Annotated in this window: 16 protein-coding genes; 10 read left to right on the top strand and 6 right to left on the bottom strand. The window is 66.9% G+C overall.

Annotated elements, in window-relative coordinates; all coding sequences use genetic code 11:
• Positions 1 to 258 precede the first annotated feature (258 nt).
• Positions 259 to 1,497, top strand: coding sequence for a YbdK family carboxylate-amine ligase (locus tag B3098_RS04870; protein ID WP_286892100.1), 1,239 nt, complete (start codon positions 259 to 261; stop codon positions 1,495 to 1,497).
• Positions 1,498 to 1,608: 111 nt separating this feature from the next.
• Here the strand turns inward: B3098_RS04870 and B3098_RS04875 are convergent, their stop codons facing one another.
• A complete protein-coding gene (locus B3098_RS04875; protein ID WP_286892193.1) occupies positions 1,609 to 2,544 on the bottom strand; it encodes a methyltransferase domain-containing protein in 936 nt (311 codons plus the stop codon).
• A gap of 203 nt (positions 2,545 to 2,747) precedes the next feature.
• Here B3098_RS04875 and B3098_RS04880 point away from each other — a divergent pair, with 203 nt between their 5' ends.
• Positions 2,748 to 3,425, top strand: coding sequence for a ComF family protein (locus B3098_RS04880; protein ID WP_349677714.1), 678 nt, complete (start codon positions 2,748 to 2,750; stop codon positions 3,423 to 3,425).
• 224 nt (positions 3,426 to 3,649) lie between these two features.
• Entirely contained in the window at positions 3,650 to 4,120 is a 471-nt protein-coding gene (locus tag B3098_RS04885) for a tRNA (cytidine(34)-2'-O)-methyltransferase (RefSeq protein WP_056559971.1), read from the top strand.
• Between the two features lie 22 nt (positions 4,121 to 4,142).
• On the opposite strand, the gene B3098_RS04890 is transcribed toward B3098_RS04885, so the two are convergent.
• The 5 genes from B3098_RS04890 to B3098_RS04910 all read right to left on the bottom strand — a co-directional run bounded on the left by B3098_RS04890 (position 4,143) and on the right by B3098_RS04910 (position 7,590).
• Positions 4,143 to 5,135, bottom strand: coding sequence for a Bug family tripartite tricarboxylate transporter substrate binding protein (locus tag B3098_RS04890; protein ID WP_279973825.1), 993 nt, complete (start codon positions 5,133 to 5,135; stop codon positions 4,143 to 4,145).
• 63 nt (positions 5,136 to 5,198) lie between these two features.
• Entirely contained in the window at positions 5,199 to 6,272 is a 1,074-nt protein-coding gene (locus tag B3098_RS04895; protein WP_175122078.1) for an NAD(P)H-dependent glycerol-3-phosphate dehydrogenase, read from the bottom strand.
• Between the two features lie 17 nt (positions 6,273 to 6,289).
• On the bottom strand, positions 6,290 to 6,820 hold the full coding sequence (gene secB, locus B3098_RS04900) for a protein-export chaperone SecB (protein WP_175122079.1): 531 nt from the start codon (positions 6,818 to 6,820) through the stop codon (positions 6,290 to 6,292).
• Between the two features lie 37 nt (positions 6,821 to 6,857).
• On the bottom strand, positions 6,858 to 7,115 hold the full coding sequence (gene grxC / locus B3098_RS04905; protein ID WP_175122080.1) for a glutaredoxin 3: 258 nt from the start codon (positions 7,113 to 7,115) through the stop codon (positions 6,858 to 6,860).
• Positions 7,116 to 7,167: 52 nt separating this feature from the next.
• Positions 7,168 to 7,590, bottom strand: coding sequence for a rhodanese-like domain-containing protein (locus B3098_RS04910; RefSeq protein WP_175122081.1), 423 nt, complete (start codon positions 7,588 to 7,590; stop codon positions 7,168 to 7,170).
• A 214-nt stretch (positions 7,591 to 7,804) separates the two neighbouring features.
• Between B3098_RS04910 and gpmA the strand changes: the two genes are divergently transcribed.
• The 7 genes from gpmA (at position 7,805) to B3098_RS04945 (ending at position 16,158) form a co-directional block, all read left to right on the top strand.
• Positions 7,805 to 8,557, top strand: a complete 753-nt coding sequence (gpmA, locus tag B3098_RS04915) for a 2,3-diphosphoglycerate-dependent phosphoglycerate mutase (protein WP_175122082.1) — start codon at positions 7,805 to 7,807, stop codon at positions 8,555 to 8,557.
• Positions 8,558 to 8,564: 7 nt separating this feature from the next.
• Positions 8,565 to 10,166, top strand: a complete 1,602-nt coding sequence (locus B3098_RS04920) for a peptidoglycan DD-metalloendopeptidase family protein (protein ID WP_286892102.1) — start codon at positions 8,565 to 8,567, stop codon at positions 10,164 to 10,166.
• Positions 10,167 to 10,298: 132 nt separating this feature from the next.
• The gene (locus B3098_RS04925; protein ID WP_175122084.1) at positions 10,299 to 11,744 is read left to right on the top strand and encodes a S41 family peptidase; all 1,446 of its coding nucleotides are present in this window, start codon (positions 10,299 to 10,301) and stop codon (positions 11,742 to 11,744) included.
• On the top strand, positions 11,741 to 12,499 hold the full coding sequence (locus tag B3098_RS04930) for a HesA/MoeB/ThiF family protein (RefSeq protein ID WP_286892104.1): 759 nt from the start codon (positions 11,741 to 11,743) through the stop codon (positions 12,497 to 12,499). The genes B3098_RS04925 and B3098_RS04930 overlap by 4 nt, the downstream gene beginning before the upstream one ends.
• A 104-nt stretch (positions 12,500 to 12,603) precedes the next feature.
• A complete protein-coding gene (locus B3098_RS04935) occupies positions 12,604 to 13,794 on the top strand; it encodes a GGDEF domain-containing protein (protein ID WP_175122085.1) in 1,191 nt (396 codons plus the stop codon).
• Positions 13,795 to 14,029: 235 nt separating this feature from the next.
• Positions 14,030 to 14,749, top strand: coding sequence for a FadR/GntR family transcriptional regulator (locus B3098_RS04940; RefSeq protein WP_175139017.1), 720 nt, complete (start codon positions 14,030 to 14,032; stop codon positions 14,747 to 14,749).
• Positions 14,746 to 16,158, top strand: a complete 1,413-nt coding sequence (locus B3098_RS04945) for an FAD-binding oxidoreductase (protein ID WP_286892108.1) — start codon at positions 14,746 to 14,748, stop codon at positions 16,156 to 16,158. The genes B3098_RS04940 and B3098_RS04945 overlap by 4 nt, the downstream gene beginning before the upstream one ends.
• The last annotated feature ends 676 nt before the right edge of the window (positions 16,159 to 16,834 follow it).

Genomic DNA, 16,834 nt, shown 5'->3' on the forward strand with positions numbered 1-16,834 from the left:
CGTCTTTTCTGGCTCCGCGGCGGGCGCTCGCCCAGAACCCGCGCCAATCCTGGGCGGTAAGCGCTTGCTTACTTTTCCTTAGAGGGAAAAACCGGATGATTCGCGATGTTGCACACAAATGTCACGATTTTCAATCGTTTTGCCACAAACCTGCGGCTATCATGCGTTCACAAGCCGCCGTCTAGTGCCCCCCGGGAGGTTGCCGGGCTTCAAGGTCGAACGGCGCATACCCTCATCAAACATTCAAAGGAGTCCGAGATGGAACAAATCCCGTTCATTTCGTCGGCCCCCAACACCCTGGGCATCGAACTCGAGCTGCAACTGATCGACCCCCGCAGTTTTGACCTTGCTGCAGCGTCTGACGAACTGTTGGCCCAAATGGCCAACCATCCTATTGCCGACCGCGTAAAACCCGAAATCACGCGGTCCATGATCGAACTGAACTCCTCGGTGCATGAGCACCCCATGGGCCTCTTGGCCGAGATGCGCGAGATGCGCGACGCCCTGGTTGAAGCCGCGGATGCGGTCGGCGTGTCGGTGGCGGGCGGAGGCGCCCATCCCTTCATGCGCTGGCAAGAGCGCTCCATCTCGGATACCCCGCGCTTCCAGTACTTGGCCGAAATGTACGGTTACCTGGCGCGTCAATTTACGGTGTTCGGCCAACACATCCATCTGGGCGTGAAAAGCGGCGACGATTCCATCAAGCTGCTGCGCCGACTCTCGCCCTACGTGCCGCACTTCATCGCGCTGACGGCGTCGTCGCCGTACTGCGAGGGGGTGGACACCCTGTTCTCGTGCTCGCGCCTGAATGCGGTCAACAGCTTCCCGCTGGCCGGCCATATGCCGCCCGAGGTCAAGGACTGGTACCAGTTTGAAGCCCACCTGTCCCAGCTTCGCGCTTTTGGCCTGGCCGAGAGCATCAAGGACTTGTACTGGGATATCCGTCCCAAGCCCGAGTTCGGCACGGTCGAAATCCGGGTCTGCGACACGCCGCTGACGGTGGAGCGCGCCTGCCAGGTGGCGGCGTTTGCCCAAGCGCTGTCCGTGCTGCTGATGCGCGAGGAAGATCCCAGCGACAACGCCTGGCTGTCCTATCGCAGCAACCACTTCCAGGCCTGCCGCTTTGGCCTGCAGGGCAGCTACGTCACGCCCGACGGGCAGCGCGTGCGCCTGATCGACCATATGCGTGCGCTGTTCCAGCGTCTGATGCCGGTGGCCGAGGAACTGGGTACGGGCGACATGATCGCCGTTTTGCGCGACGACGCCATGCGCGCCGGCAACGACGCCCGCTGGCTGCGCAGCCAATACCATCGCCTGCGCGACTTGCCGCTGGTGGTGGAAGCCATGTCGAACGCGTGGCGCGGTACGGCGGCGCCCGTTGCGCCGCCGGCAGAGCCGACCGCGGTGCTTCGCCGCCGCATCCGGGCAACGTCCGAACCCATGCAAGGTCTGTCCGCGTCCGAGCCGGGCGTGACCGTGCCGGAACGCTTGCACTAGGCTGCGGCAGGGGTGCTTGCGAGGCCCGCTTGGCGGGCCTTTTTCACAGGCGCGGCATGCAGGCCTGCTTTCGGAGACCGAACTTTCAGGGCGGCTTTGCAGGCCCTGTCGTCAAAGGGTTCCGCGCTGCCGGCCGCCGATCGCGCTGATGGACAGGCGGGTTTCGCCCGCCACGGTCCGATGCGCGGCGGCGCGCCAGGCGTGGCCGTAGGCTACTTCGATACTCAAGACGATCAGGCCGTCCGCATTGCGTTGCGCTTCCAGCGCCGCGCAAAGGCGGTCGCGCCAGCCGCGTCCCACGAGTCCGCCGCGGCGGCCTTCGGCGGGGTTGCCGCCCAGGGCGCGCACATCCTGCAGCAGCTTTTCGGGGCTGCGGTAGGTCAGCGTCAGGATCTCCTGGTCCATCACCGGATCCGCAAAGCCGTTTTCCACCAGCAGGTCGCCGAAGTCGTGCATGTCCACGAAGGACGGCGTGGCCGTGCGCAGGCCGGCATCCGCCAGCGCCTGCCGCAATTCGCGCAGCGTGGCCGGTCCCAGACAGGAAAACATCGCCAGGCCGCCCACTTTCAGGATGCGGCGCCATTCGGCCAGCACGGCGTGCGGTTCGCGGTGCCAGTGCATGGCCATGTTCGACCACACCAGTTCCAGCGATTCGGGCGGCAGGCCCGTGTTGGCCAGATCGGCGTTCACGAACGCGGGGGCGGCCGGGCCGCGCCGCGCCAGCTTGCCGATCCAGGCCGACAGGCCGGCTGGCGCGTGACGCTGGCGCGCTTGCGCCAGCAAGGGCTCACAGTTGTCCAGCCCGATGTAGGCCGCGTCGGGATAGCGTTCGCGCAGCAACGGCAGGTTGTCGCCGGCGCCGCAACCGGCGTCCAGCATGGCCTGCGGTTGCACGCGGATGTACTGCAGGCGGCCGAGCATGCGGCGCGCCACTTCGCCATAGAGGAATTGGGCGTCCGCCAGGTCGCCGCGGCGCGCGAACTGGCGCGGCACGTCGGCGCTGACGAGGGGCAGGGAGGGGGGCGTTGCGGTTTCTGGCAGGGACATTTCGGTCGCGCTCACGGGATCTCCCGGGGCGGAGCATGGTTTGATCTGGGATGGCTCACATTATTGCCCATCCCGGCGGCAGGCTCCGATTGTCCCTACTGAACATGGGGCGACGGTTGTTGTCGCGCCTGGGATGCGATTGTCCGTTGTGCGGGGCACGGGTTGCGGGCGCGCGGCTGTGCGCCGGGTGTCAGGCGGACATCATGGCCGGACCGCCGGGGGGCTTGGCAAGGTGCCCGCGATGCGCGCTGCGCCTTCAAGGGGGCGGACAGCATTGCGCGGCGTGTCTGGCGCAGCCGCAGGCGTTCAGCCGCACGATCACGGCGTTTGACTATGCGCCGCCCGGCGATGCGCTGGTGCTGATGTTGAAGACGCAGTTGCGGCTCAGCATGGCGCCGGTGCTGGCGCGAATGATGGCGCAGGCGGTGCGGGAGGCGGCGGCGCAGTCCGGCGCGCAAGCCGTCGGCATCTCCGGATCAAGCGGTTCTGACACCGCCGCCGACTGCGGGCGCTGCACCGGGTTCCTGCCGCCCGATCTTCTCCTGGTCCCCATTCCCGCCAGCCGGGCGTCGCTGCGGCAGCGGGGCATGAACCCGGCGGCCGAGATCGCGCGCAGTCTGGCCGCCGAACTGGCGCTGCCGGCGCCGCTTCTCCTGCTTGCACGGCGGCGCGAAACGCCCCGCCAGGCCACGCTAGGCCGGCGGGCGCGGCAGCGGGGGGCGGCGGGTCTCTTTGTCTGCACCGGCCCGGTTCGCGGGCGTCATGTGGCGGTGGTGGACGACGTGATGACCACCGGCAGTACCGTGGGCGCGGCGGCCACTGCCCTGATGGCGGCAGGCGCGGCCAGCGTGACGGTATTGGTGGCCGCGCGTACGCCATGATCTGCCTGCATCGCCGTCTGGATCGTGCCTGGCTTCCCGCCCGCATCCCCGCCCGTGCCCCCGCATGCATCCTGGCCTGCATCCGCCGTTTGCAACCGCGCCCGCATCCGCGCCTTCACCGGACCGCCGTCGGGTCGCGGTTCCTGGCCCCGCCGCCAAATCGGCGACAATCACGCTCGCGCGGCCGCTTCCCGGCCGCGGACCTTTCCCCCTTTGCCCGCACCATGTTCCACGTCATTCTCGTCTGCCCGGAGATCCCTCCCAACACTGGCAACGCCATCCGCTTGTGCGCCAATACCGGCGCGCAACTGCATCTGGTGCGTCCCTTGGGGTTCGAGCTGGATGACGCCCGCATGCGGCGCGCGGGGCTGGACTATCACGAGTGGCAGCCTGTGCGCGTGCACGACACGCTGCAGGAGGCGCTGGACGACACCGGCGCCGTCGCGTCCAGCATCTATGCGCTGACCACGCACGCGCAGCGCAGCGTGGCCGATGTCAGTTTCAAGCCGGGAGATGTGTTCGTGTTTGGCCGCGAAAGCGCGGGCCTGTCGGACGAGCATCAGGCGATGTTTCCGCCGCAGCAGCGCCTGCGGCTGCCGATGCGCACCGGCCAGCGCAGCCTGAATCTGTCGAACGCCGTGGCGGTCACGGTGTTCGAGGCCTGGCGCCAGCAGGGCTACGAAGGGGGCGCATAGACGCCGCCCCTCGGTCTGAAGATCAGTCCAGCGACAGCTTCAGCTTGTCGATCACCTGGTCCCAGCGCGCCTTTTCATTCTTGATGCGGTTGGTCAGCGCTTCCGGCGTCGATGGGGCCGGCGTGAAGTATTGCAGCGCCAGCTGCTTGCGCACGGCCTCGCTATTGATGATGCGCGCCAGTTCGCTGTTGAGCCGTTCAATGATCGGCGTGGGCGTGCCGGCCGGCGCCAGGATCGCATTCCACGAGATGGCTTCAAAGTCCGGATAGCCCTGCGAGGCCATGGTGGGCACGCCGGGCAGGGCGTCGCTGGGCTGCAGGCTGGTCACGGCCAGCAGCTTGACCTTGCCGTCGCGCGCCTGCGGCACGGCGATCGCCGGCACCATGAAGCCGGCTTGCACGTCGCCGCCGATGATGGCGGTGATGACCTGCGGAAAGCCGGAATACGGGATGTGGGCCAGGTCCACGCCCGCGCGTTCCTTGAACATCTCCATGGCCAGGTGGGCTGAACTGCCCGGACCGACCGATCCGTAGTTCAGCGAGTTGCCGCGGCCCATGACCAGCTTGACGAAGTCCTGGACGTTGTCGACCTTGAGGTTGCCCGGCACCACCAGCACGTTGGGGCTGGTGCCGACCAGCGATACCGGCTCCAGGTCGGTCAGCGGGTCGTAGCCCAGCGTCTTCTTATAGAGCGTGGGCGCCGTGACCAGCGGGCCGTTGATCGTGTAGAGCAGGGTGTAGCCGTCGGGCTTGGCCTGCGACACCATGCGCGTGCCGATGTTGCCGCCGGCGCCCGGCTTGTTGTCGATCACGATGGGCTGGCCCAGGGCCTGGGACAGCGGCTCGGAAATCGTGCGCGCCAGGATGTCGGGCGACGAGCCGGGCGGGAAGGGCACGACCATGTGGATCGGGCGCTCGGGCCAGTCGGCGTGGGCGGCAACGGGCAGGATGGCGGCCAGGCTCAGGCAAAGGCCACGCAGCAGCGGGCCGACCCGGAACTTGCGGGTTTGCGTCATGAAGGATGTCTCCTCGGGGTGGGTGTCGTGTCTTGTTGTGGAAGCGGGTTGGACGGGCGCGATCTAGGCGGCGCCGATGGCCTCGCCGGAGCCGGCGCCCAGTCCTTCATAGCGCGCATCCCGCGCCAGCAGGGCCGAGACGGCGGTCATGGGCGCAACGCCTTCGAACAGCACGGCGCACACCGCTTCGGTGATCGGCAATTCGACATTGATGGCGCGGGCGCGGTCCAGCGCGGCGCGGGCGCAGCGCACGCCTTCGGCGGTGATGCCGCTGGCCAGGATGTCGGCCAGCTTGCGGCCCGCGCCGATCTCCAGGCCCACGCGCCGGTTGCGCGACAGCTCGCCGGTGGCGGTCAGCACCAGATCGCCCAGGCCGGTTAGCCCGGCGAAGGTTTCGGCCTGTGCGCCCAGCGCGACGCCAAAGCGGGTCATCTCGGCCAGGCCGCGGGTGATCAGGGCCGCGCGGGCATTGGTGCCCAGCGCAAGGCCATCGCCAATGCCGCAGGCAACCGCAATGACGTTCTTGAGCGCGCCGCCGACTTCGACGCCAACCAGGTCGGTGCTGGCGTAGACGCGCAGCGCCGCGCCATGGAAGGCGGCGGTGGTGGCTTCGCGCAGGGCGGGGCTGCTGCTGGCGACCGTCAGGGCGACGGGCAGGCCCTGTGCGACTTCGCGCGCGAACGAGGGGCCCGACAGGGCGCCGCCGGTCGCGCCGGGCAGTGCCTCGCGCATGATTTCGTGGGGCAGTCTGGCCGTGTCGGCCTCAAAGCCCTTGCACGTCCAGACGATGGGCGTGTCTTGCAGTCCCAGTGCGGGCAGCCGTTGCGACAGCGCCTCGCAGATGGACGTGAGACCCGCGACGGGCACGCCCAGCACGATCAGACGGCGCGCGGCGTCGTCCTGCAGGGTGCGCAGCGTGGCGTCCAGGTCAGAGGAATATTGCAGCGTCTTGGGCAGGGAAATGCCCGGCAGATAGCGGGCATTTTCGTGGGTGGCGGCCATGGCGGCCGCTTGCGCGGCTTCGCGCGCCCAGAGCTGGGTGGGATGGCGGCGGCTGGCGGCCGCCGCCAAGGCGGTGCCCCAACTGCCCGCTCCCAGGACGGCGACGCGCAGGCGCGGCTCGGCGGGTTGGTTCATGGGGCGCCGCGGGGTGCTTACTGGCGGGTGGCGCCGGGGGGCAGGATGATGCCCGATTCGGCGCCGTTGGCGCCGGCGGCCTGCTGCTGTTGCAGTTCGGCGATGCGTTGCTCGTACAGAGCCTGGAAGTTGACTTCGGTCAGGTGCAGCGGCGGCATCGAGGTGCGGGTGATCGCATCGGCGATGTTGGCGCGCAGGTACGGGTACAGCATCGTGGGGCAGACAATGCCCAGCAGCGGGTCGAGTTGCTCTTCGGGGATGTTGGCCGCTTCGAAGATGCCGGCTTGCGTGCCTTCAACCAGGTACACGACCTTGTCGTTGATGCGCGTGGTGACGGTGACGGTGACCGTGGTTTCGAACACGGTTTCGGCCAGGCGCTGGCCGCCCACGGTGATGCTTACTTCGACCTGCGGCGCTTCCTGCTCCAGGAACACGTGAGGCGCGTTCGGCATTTCCAGCGAAAGGTCTTTCAGGTAGACGCGCTGCAGATTGAACGAGGGCGCGTCGTTGCCGCCTTCTTGCTGGGTGTTTTGGTCTTGATCAGCCATGAGTGTTTCCGTTGGTGGGAGAGGCAAAAAGGGGCGATTAGCCGTTCAGCAAGGGGGTCAGTCCACCCGAGCGGTCCAGGGCTATCAGGTCGTCGCAACCGCCGACATGGGTATCGCCGATGAAGATCTGCGGGACGGTGCGCCGGCCGGTGCGTTCGATCATGACATCGCGCTGGGACGGTTCGCGGTCGATCTGGATGATTTCCAGGTCGGCCACGCCACGCTGCTCGAGCAGCGCCTTGGCGCGGGAGCAATAGGGGCAATAGTCCTTGCTGTACATGACGACTTTGTTCATAGGGCGCTCCTGTGGGTACAAGAATAGGTAGATGGGGGCGAGTCCCCCTGCTTCAACCCTTCTGGGTTACCGGCAGGCTGGCGGCCGACCAGGCACGCATGCCGCCTTCCAGCGGCACGACGTCGGTGAATCCCTGGGCGCGCAGCTTGGCGGCGGCGCGGGCCGAATCGCGGCCATTGTCGCAAACCACCACCAGCGGCTTGTTCTTGGGCAGCGAGCCGGCCTTCTGCTCGAGGTCGGCTGCCGGCACGTTTCGTGCCTGAGCGATATGACCGGCCTGGAATTGCTCGACGGGGCGCACGTCGACCCACACGGCATTGCGCTGATTGACCATCTGGATGGCTTCAGTCGTGCTGATGGCGGACCCGGTCCGGCCCTTTCGCAGGGCGGGAATGATCAGCATCACGCCGGAAACCACGGCGACGGCGACGATGAAGATGTTGTTTTTATCGAGCAAGAATTGCAAAAGGTCCACGAAGGCTTCCTGTAGTACGTCGGCGGGCGCTACGTCGGCTTGCGGGTGGGCAAGTCTTCCGGCCAGCCTGGTAGGGGCGAACCCTGATGCGACGCGTCCAGGACATGGACGCGGTGCGCCGGGGCAAAATCACGGGCAAAATCACTCAATTATAAAATGAGCGCATTCCTTAACCATCCTCCAACTTTAACCCGCCCGGCGGGCGCCCCAAACCATGCACAAACTCGTACTGATGCGCCACGGTGAAAGCCAGTGGAATCTTGAAAACCGTTTCACCGGCTGGACCGACGTCGACCTGACCGACACCGGCCGCGAACAGGCCCGCAAGGCGGGCGAACTGCTCAAGAAAGAAGGCTTCACCTTCGACCTGGCCTACACCTCGGTCCTCAAGCGCGCCATCCGCACCCTGTGGATCGCCCTGGACGCCATGGACGCCATGTACACCCCGGTCGGCGTGAACTGGCGCCTGAACGAACGCCACTACGGCGCCCTGCAGGGCCTGAACAAGTCCGAAACCGCCGCCAAGTACGGCGACGAGCAGGTCCTGATCTGGCGCCGCGCCTACGCCATCGCCCCGGAGCCGCTGTCGCTGGACGACGAACGCCACCCGCGCTTTGACAGCCGCTACGCCAAGATCCCGGCCGACCAGCTGCCCGCCACCGAGTGCCTGAAGGACACCGTGGCCCGCGTGCTGCCGTTCTGGAACGACTCCATCGCCCCGGCCATCCGCTCGGGCCGCAAGGTCTTGATCGCCGCCCACGGCAACAGCCTGCGCGCCCTCATCAAGCACCTGGACAACGTGTCGGACGACGACATCGTCAACCTGAACATCCCGACCGGCCAGCCGCTGGTCTACGAACTGGATGATGACCTGCGTCCGATCCGCCACTATTATCTGGGCGATGCCGCCGAGATCGAGGCGGCCATGGCTGCGGTCGCAGCTCAGGGCAAGGCCAAGAAGGACTGATATCTCTATGCGTCGCACGGCGGGGTTGTTGTTGGCGGTCATGTTGGCCAGTGGGACGCTGCCTGCGCGCGCCGCGTCCAGTGACCTCGCCGGGCGTCAGTCCGACGCCGAAAAACAGCAGGCCGCCTTGCGCGACCGCATCGAGAGTCTGCAAAAGGACATCGACGACCGCGAGGCGGCCCGCAAAGAGGCCGCCGACGCGCTCAAGCAGTCGGAATCGTCGATTTCCCGCATCAACCTGCGCCTGAAGGAACTGGCCGACGCCAACCGCAAGGCGACGGCCGATCTCGCGTCGCTGGAAAAGCAGATCACCGCGCAGGAGGCCGTGCTGGCCAAGCGCCGCGTCGAACTGGCCGACCAACTGCGCACCCAATACACCAGCGGCCTGTCGCCCTGGACGGCGCTGCTCTCGGGTGACGATCCCCAGGTCCTTGGCCGCAATCTGGGCTATCTGGACTACGTGTCCCGTGCCCGGGCCGACGCCGTGAAGGCGCTGCGGACCGACATCGACCGGCTGGCCGCCCTGCAGGCGCAGGCCGACGAACGCCGCGCCGAAATCGAGAAGGGGGTCGCCGAAACCTCCGAACAGAAAACCGCGCTGGTCGCGCAGCAAAAAGAGCGCGCCAGCCTGCTTGCACAGCTTGAAGGCCAGATCGCCGCCCAGCGCGCCGAGGCCAACAAGCTCGGCCGCGACGATCAGCGCCTGTCGCGGCTGATCACCGATCTGGACGCGGCCATCGCCAAGCAGATCGAGGAAGCCCGCAAGGCCGAAGAAGCGCGCAAGCGCGCCGAAGAAGCCCGCCGTGCCGAGGAAGCGCGCCGCGCGGCTGAAGAAGCCCGCCGCGCCGCCGAAGAGGCCAAAAAGCGCGCCGAGGCCGAACGCCGGTCGCAGGACGCGCGCCGCAAGGCCGAGGCAGACCGCAAGGCCGCCGAAGACGGCGCGCGCCGCGACAGCGAAGCCCGCGAGGCCGCCCAGGCGCGCGAACAGGTCGAAGCGGCAGCCCAGAAGAACCGCGGCCCGGTGGCCGTGGCCGACCCGGACGCCGCCGGCCTGCGTCCCGCCGAGCAGCGGCAGACCCGCATCGGCGGCCCGGCCGATACTCCGCCGTCAACAAAACCCGCGGATCCCCCCAAAAAGGCGGAACCTGTTGAGGAGCCCGCCACTCCAACGCGCAGTGCATCGGCCCAGCAGACCGCCAAGGCGCCGCCGGTCGGCGGCGGCAACGGCCTGCGTCATGGGCTGGCCATGCCGGTGCGCGGCCAGGTGCAGGGCAGGTTCGGGGTGGATCGTCCGGACGGCGGCGTGTGGCGCGGCGTGGTGCTGCGCGCGTCCGAGGGCACGCCCGTCAAGGTGGTGGCCCCCGGTACTGTGGTTTACGCCGATTGGCTGCGCGGCTTTGGCAACCTCATCATTGTGGATCATGGCCAGCAGTACCTGACCGTCTATGCTTACAACCAAAGTCTGCTCAAACGGGTGGGCGATGCGGTGGCCGGCGGGGATACTATTGCTACCGTGGGCGCAACCGGCGGCCAAGTGGAATCCGGCCTATACTTTGAAATTCGCCATCGTGGCGCTCCAGTGGACCCGGCCCAATGGCTGGCGCAGTAGATGTGGCGGCTGGTGCAGCCGGTTTGCTGGAATGCAATCGGCGTAAACGCTGTCGGTAAATGAATGTCGTTGGAAAAATACCGTTGGTAAATTACCAAACCCATCGGCGAAAACAAAATTCGGGAAGTGTGCATGGGCACTCGTAAGTTTCGCGGTTTCGGTCTGATTGCCATCGGTGCGGTGGCTGGTGTGTTGCTGAGTGTTGGCGTGACTGCGGTCGCCCAGCGTGGCAGCCCCCTGCCTCTGGACGAGCTCAGGCAACTGAGCAATGTCTTTGCCGCCATCAAGAACAACTACGTCGAGGCCGTCGACGACAAGACCCTGATCGACAATGCCATTTCCGGCATGGTGTCGAACCTGGATCCCCACTCCGCCTACCTGGATGCCGACGCGTTCCGCGAAATGCAGACCGCGACGCAAGGCGAGTTCGGTGGCCTGGGCATCGAGGTCGGCGCGGAAGACGGCTTCGTGAAGGTCATCTCGCCCATCGAGGACACGCCCGCGGCCCGCGCCGGCGTCATGGCGGGCGACCTGATCATCAAGATCGACGACACCCCCACCAAGGGCATGACCCTGAACGACGCGGTCAAGCTCATGCGTGGCGCGCCCAAGTCGCCCATCACCCTGACGATCATGCGCGCCGATCGCCCGCAGCCGATCGTCGTGAAGATCGTGCGCGACATCATCAAGGTGCGCAGCGTGCGCAGCAAGATGCTGGACAACGGCATCGCGTACGTGCGCGTCGCCCAGTTCCAGGAAAAGACCGGCGCCGACCTCGCCCGCCAGCTCAAGGAGCTGGGCGCGAAGGAACCGCCTAAGGGCCTGGTGCTGGACCTGCGCAACGACCCGGGTGGCCTCCTGACCAGCGCCATCGGTGTCTCTGGCGCGTTCCTGCCGCCCGATGCGCTCGTGGTGTCCACTGACGGCCGCACGCCGGACGCCCGCCACAAGTATCTGGCGACGCCGTCGGAATACGCCCGCGGCGAAAGCAACTACCTGTCCGGCCTGCCGGCCTGGACCAAGACGGTGCCGATGGTGGTGCTGGTGAACGTGGGTTCGGCCTCGGCCTCCGAGATCGTGGCCGGTGCGCTCCAGGACCACAAGCGCGCCAAGGTGCTGGGCAACCGCACGTTCGGCAAAGGCTCCGTGCAGGTGATCCTGCCGCTGTCCGAAACCACCGCGGTCAAGCTCACCACGTCGCGCTACTTCACGCCCAGCGGCCGTTCCATTCAGGCCACCGGCATCGAACCGGACTACGTCGTTGCCGATACGGCCGACGGCGACCTGTTCCGCCTGCCGCGCGAAGCCGACCTGCAACGTCACCTGTCCAACCAGCAGACCACCAACGAAATCAAGTCCAGCGCCGACCAGGACAACGTGGAACTGCCGGCCAAGGTGTTTGAATTCGGCGGCAAGGACGACTTCCAGCTTCAGCAGGCCCTGAACCTGCTGGCCGGCAAGCCGGTGCAGAAGGGCTCGGCCCGCGCCCAGGCCAAGGCTGACGCCAAGGCCGGCGGCGGAACGCCCCAGCGCATGAAGATCACGCCGACCGGAGTCGAGCCCAGCAAGGACAAATGAACGACGAGCAACTGCTGCGCTACGCCCGCCACATCCTGCTGGACGAACTCGGGATCGAAGGGCAGGAAAAACTGCTGGCGGCGCGTGTGCTCATCGTGGGGGCGGGCGGTCTGGGTTCGCCCGCCGCGCTCTACCTGGCCACCGCCGGCGTGGGCGACATCACGCTGGCCGACGACGACGTCGTCGAACTCAGCAACCTGCAGCGCCAGATCCTGCACACCACCGCAAGCGTTGGCCGGCCGAAGGCCGAGTCCGGCCGCGACATGCTGGGCGCCTTCAATCCGCAGACCCGCGTTCACGCCAGGGTCGAGCGCCTGAAGGACCAGGCCTTGTCCGATGCCGTCGCGCAAGCGGACCTGGTGCTGGACTGCACCGACAACTTCACCACCCGCCACGCCATCAACCGCGCCTGCGTGCAGCACCGCAAGCCGCTGGTGTCCGGCGCGGCCATCCGGTTCGACGGCCAGGTCAGCGTCTATGACCTGCGCGACGACAACGCGCCGTGCTATCACTGCCTGTTTCCTGAAGCCGACGACGTCGAGGAAGCCAACTGCGCCACCATGGGCGTCTTCGCGCCGGTGGTCGGCATCATCGGCAGCATGCAGGCCGCCGAAGCCCTGAAGCTGCTGTCCGGCGTGGGCGAAAGCCTGTCCGGGCGCTTGCTCTGGCTGGACGTGCGCACCATGCAATGGCGCAGCGTCAACGTGCAACGTGACCCCGAATGCGCGGTCTGCAGCCACCGGGGGCACGCCTGAAGTCTGTCGGTATTGAACCCAAGAACAATACTAAAGGTTTCAAATACCTGCTATAACGCCAGCCAGCCTACTGATTTCGGGTAGAGGGGCATGGACATGACGGCGTGGATACAGGACTGAAGTTCAGCCTGCCCAAGTGGCGGCTGACACGTTGGCTGACGCATTCCGGGCATGACACGCCGGCGGACATCCGCGCGGCGCTCATCGCCAGTCTGTTCGGCACGCTTCCCATTTTTGCCGGCGGGGTCATCAACACGCTGATGATCTCGGGCGTCGTCGCGTGGCGGCGGCCCGAACCGCTGTATATCTCGTGGCTGATCCTGGAGGTGGTGCTCGCGCTGGTGCGCGTCGTCATCCTGCGATCCGCGCTGCGAGCGGCCCCGAAGGGCGGCAATACCCACACCGACCTCTACATCCTGCTGGCGCTGTTCTGGGCGTTCAGCGTGGGTTATGGCGTCTTCATCACCCTGTTGAACGGCGACTGGCTGGCCGCGACACTGGCCGGCGTGTCCTGCGGCGCCATGGCCGGCGGGATCTGCTTCCGGAACTACGGCGCGCCCCGCCTGGTGGGCGCCATGATTTTCCTGAGTCTTGGCCCCATGTGCCTGGGCGCGCTCTTCACCGGCGAATGGGTCATGGCGATCGTGTTCATCCAGATTCCGTTCTATCTGATCAGCATGGTCATCGCCTCGCACCGCCTGAACCGCATCCTGGTGTCCACCATGTTGGCCGAGCGCGACAGCGACCGCCGCGCCAGCGAAGATGCGCTGACCGGCCTGGCCAACCGCGCCGGCCTGCAGGCGGCGCTGGAACGCGTGTGCTCCAGCGCACGCGGCCATGACAGCGCCGCGGCGCTGCTCTACATGGACATGGACGACTTCAAGCGCATCAACGACACGCACGGCCACGCCGGGGGCGATCAGGTGCTCAAGACCATCGCGGAACGCATGCGCGCCATGCTCCGCGTGGACGACGTCGCCGCGCGGATCGGCGGCGACGAATTCATCGTGCTGGTCACCGGCATCGACGCCACCGCCGCACTGCGGCTGGGCGAACACCTGCTGCGCGACGTCTCCCAGCCCATCACGCTGGCAGACGGCAATCGCGTCTGCGTGGGACTGTCCATCGGCATCTCGATCCTGTCCGGCGCCAACCGCACTCCGCAGGGCGCGCTGGACTCCGCCGATGCCGCGCTGTATCGCGCCAAGGCGCAGGGCGGCCGCTGCTGCGTGGTGGATCAGAGCGGGCAGATCGCGGAAAGCGAAGGATTGCAGAGCGCATCCGTCGCGGCTTGATTGGGAGCGGAGCTGTCCGAATTGGTCCGAATCGGTCCAGCGCTGTATGCCGCGTGCGGCGTGCCCGTTGCGCAGCGGATGCTTTCCAGACGCAACCCCACCGCGCTTCGGTCGCATTCCAGCTTCGACTCCGCCACGCGTTCCCACGTCCCGATCCCGCCGGTGAGTTACTCCGGCCCCCTCACGAAACAACAAAGTTATCAGATAACCTGAAAAATATGCCTATAATCCGCCCATGTTGACGAAGAGCCTCACCCTCACCGAGCAGGTTGCCCGCCAGCTCGCCAGCGACATCGCGGATGGTGTCCACGCCGTCGGCGCCAAGCTGCCGGCCGGACGCGTGCTGGCCGAGCAATATGGCGTCAGCGCCGCCGTCATCCGAGAAGCCACGGAGCGCCTGCGCGCCCAAGGGCTGATCCAGAGCCGACAGGGTTCGGGCAGCACGGTCGTCTCGCGCACCGGGGCGCAAGGCTTTCAGGTGTCCACCGGCATCGCGGTCGACCGCAAGAAGCTTGCCAGCGTCTACGAACTGCGCATGGAACTTGAAGGCGGCGCAGCCGCCCTGGCGGCTGTCCGCAGCACGCCGGAGGACCTGGACGCCATGGCGTCAGCCCTCGCCTCGCTGCAAGCCCATCTGGACCACCCCGAGGCCGGCGTCGAACATGACATCGCCTTCCACGTCGCCATCGCGACCGCCACGCACAACAGCTACTACCAGGACCTGCTGCAATACCTGAACCTGCAGCTGCGCCTGGCGGTCAGCACCGCCCGGTCCAACAGCCGCCTGCAAGACGGCCTGACCGCCGCCGTGCACCAGGAACACGTCGCCGTGTTCGAGGCCATCCGCGCCCGCGATCCGGACCGTGCCCGCCAGGCCGCCATCCGCCACCTGCAGCAAGCCGCCGGCCGCCTGCAGCTCGATCTTCTCTCTCCCGCCGCATCCCACATCTCATGAGCGCATCCGACTTTTCTCAACGGCTGGTCCAAGCCCTGGGCCCCGACACCGTCTTCACCGACCCGGCCGACATCGCGCCGTGGCTGTCCGATTGGCGCGGCCTGTACAACGGCCAGGCCCAGGCGGTCGTGCGCCCGCGTACGACGGCCGAGGTCGCCACGTGCCTTGCCCTGTGCCAGGAAGCCGGCGTACCGGTCGTGCCGCGCGGCGGCAACACCGGCTTGTGCGGCGGCGCCACGCCCGATGGCGGCGCCAGCAACGTCGTCATCAGCCTGGACCGCATGAACGCCGTGCGCGCCATCGACACCGTGGCCAACACCATGGTTGCCGAGGCCGGCGCCATCCTCGGCAATCTGCGCCGCGCCGCCCAGCACGCCGGCCGCCTGCTGCCGCTCAGCCTGGCCGCCGAAGACTCCAGCCAGATCGGCGGCAACGTCGCCACCAACGCCGGCGGCGTGAACGTGGTGCGCTACGGCATGGCGCGTGAACTGGTCCTGGGCCTGGAAGCGGTGCTGCCCACCGGCGAAATCTTCCACGGCCTGCGCACCCTGCGCAAAGACAACACCGGCTACGACCTCAAGCAATTGCTCATCGGCTCCGAAGGCACGCTGGGCATCATCACCGCCGTCGCGCTGCGCCTCTACCCGCGCACCGACGTGCGCTCGGTCGTGCTGGCCGCCGTCGAATCGCCCGCGCAAGCGCTGCAACTCTTCGAGATCCTGTTCGAACAATGCGGCGCGCGCCTGCAGGCGTTCGAATTTTTCACCGGCGATTGCCTGGACCTGGTGCTGACGCATGCCGAGGGCGTGCAGGAACCGTTCGAACAGCGCTACCCGGCCTACGTGCTGGTGGAACTGGCCGACACGACGGACGAAACCGCCCTGAACACGCTGCTCGAAAACGTCATCGGCACGGCGCTGGAACGCGGCCTGTGCCTGGACGCCGCGGTCTCGGCGTCGCTGGCGCAGTTGCAGACGCTGTGGAAGCTGCGCGAGGAAATCTCCGAAGCCCAACGCGCCGACGGCCCGCACCTGAAGCACGACGTGTCGCTACCGATCGAACGCATCCCCGACTTCATGCAGACCGCCGAAGCCCGCGTACGCGCGCTGTACCCCGACATCCGCCCCTTCATCTTCGGCCACTTCGGCGACGGCAACCTGCACTACAACCTGTCCCGCCCCGCAGGCGCAGACCGCAACTGGGTCGCAGAGCATGGGGCGGCGATCACGGATGCGGTGTTGGATGAAGTGAATCGGTATGGCGGGAGTATTTCTGCCGAGCATGGGATCGGGCAGTTGAAGCGGGAGCATTTCTTGCATAGCAAGGATGCGGTGGAGTTGCGGTTGATGCGGGAGATCAAGAAGGTGATGGATCCTGCGGGGATCATGAATCCTGGGAAGTTGTTGTAGGCGGTTTTGTGGGTTTTATCTTCGTAGATTGCAGCAGATCTTTGTAGGCTGCATCAGATCTTTGTAGGCTGCATCAGATCTTTGTAGGCTGCATCAGATCTTCGTAGGTCATATCAGATCTTCGTAGGTCGCCCGACGCCGCGGTCACCGTGGGCACGATCGCCCACGATTGCGGTCCGGAGCCTTCGCTCCGGACTGCCCCGTTGTCATCCTCGTCCGCCTTCGGCTCCCTACGGATTCCCTCGGGCGCATCGACGGCGCTCGCGCCCACGGTGACCGCGACGCCGTGCTGCTAGGGTCTTTGGTATGGGGCGCTGCAAGACCTGTGTTCAGGGCAGGAAATCTGCGGGGCCGCCGGGTTGCTGCCGCCCGGGCGGCGGCAACCCAGCATCTGTCCCGTGGGACGTCGGGGTGGTGTGCGCTTGCGCGCCGGTGGGGATCGGTTTGCTAATGGTGCTCGCCGACGGGGGAGGGGCCGTGATGGGCGGCGCGCGTCAACGGTCCGCTACAACCTGCCGACCCGTACGCGCGCCGCCCATCGGGCACTTGAGTTCAAGTGGCGATTAACGTCGGTACTGGTTGAGTTTGGCGAGATCGTCCGCCGCTGCCTGTGTCTGACCTCGTCCGATGGCGGTGTCAGACACCCGGCTTGGTCTTACGAAACCGACGGTGCCAG

Source organism: Achromobacter sp. UBA2119, from assembly GCF_002331005.1.
In the GTDB taxonomy this organism is placed as follows: domain Bacteria; phylum Pseudomonadota; class Gammaproteobacteria; order Burkholderiales; family Burkholderiaceae_B; genus Achromobacter; species Achromobacter animicus.

What these genes read in the sequence shown, in the direction of transcription:
- B3098_RS04925 (WP_175122084.1), top strand. Translation starts at nt 10,299, where the DNA reads ATGGGCACTCGTAAGTTTCGCGGTTTCGGTCTGATTGCCATCGGTGCG.
- B3098_RS04920 (WP_286892102.1), top strand. Translation starts at nt 8,565, where the DNA reads ATGCGTCGCACGGCGGGGTTGTTGTTGGCGGTCATGTTGGCCAGTGGG.
- B3098_RS04875 (WP_286892193.1), bottom strand. Translation starts at nt 2,544, where the DNA reads ATGTCCCTGCCAGAAACCGCAACGCCCCCCTCCCTGCCCCTCGTCAGC.
- B3098_RS04870 (WP_286892100.1), top strand. Translation starts at nt 259, where the DNA reads ATGGAACAAATCCCGTTCATTTCGTCGGCCCCCAACACCCTGGGCATC.
- secB (WP_175122079.1), bottom strand. Translation starts at nt 6,820, where the DNA reads ATGGCTGATCAAGACCAAAACACCCAGCAAGAAGGCGGCAACGACGCG.
- B3098_RS04890 (WP_279973825.1), bottom strand. Translation starts at nt 5,135, where the DNA reads ATGACGCAAACCCGCAAGTTCCGGGTCGGCCCGCTGCTGCGTGGCCTT.
- gpmA (WP_175122082.1), top strand. Translation starts at nt 7,805, where the DNA reads ATGCACAAACTCGTACTGATGCGCCACGGTGAAAGCCAGTGGAATCTT.
- B3098_RS04940 (WP_175139017.1), top strand. Translation starts at nt 14,030, where the DNA reads ATGTTGACGAAGAGCCTCACCCTCACCGAGCAGGTTGCCCGCCAGCTC.
- B3098_RS04885 (WP_056559971.1), top strand. Translation starts at nt 3,650, where the DNA reads ATGTTCCACGTCATTCTCGTCTGCCCGGAGATCCCTCCCAACACTGGC.
- grxC (WP_175122080.1), bottom strand. Translation starts at nt 7,115, where the DNA reads ATGAACAAAGTCGTCATGTACAGCAAGGACTATTGCCCCTATTGCTCC.
- B3098_RS04930 (WP_286892104.1), top strand. Translation starts at nt 11,741, where the DNA reads ATGAACGACGAGCAACTGCTGCGCTACGCCCGCCACATCCTGCTGGAC.
- B3098_RS04880 (WP_349677714.1), top strand. Translation starts at nt 2,748, where the DNA reads ATGGCCGGACCGCCGGGGGGCTTGGCAAGGTGCCCGCGATGCGCGCTG.
- B3098_RS04895 (WP_175122078.1), bottom strand. Translation starts at nt 6,272, where the DNA reads ATGAACCAACCCGCCGAGCCGCGCCTGCGCGTCGCCGTCCTGGGAGCG.
- B3098_RS04945 (WP_286892108.1), top strand. Translation starts at nt 14,746, where the DNA reads ATGAGCGCATCCGACTTTTCTCAACGGCTGGTCCAAGCCCTGGGCCCC.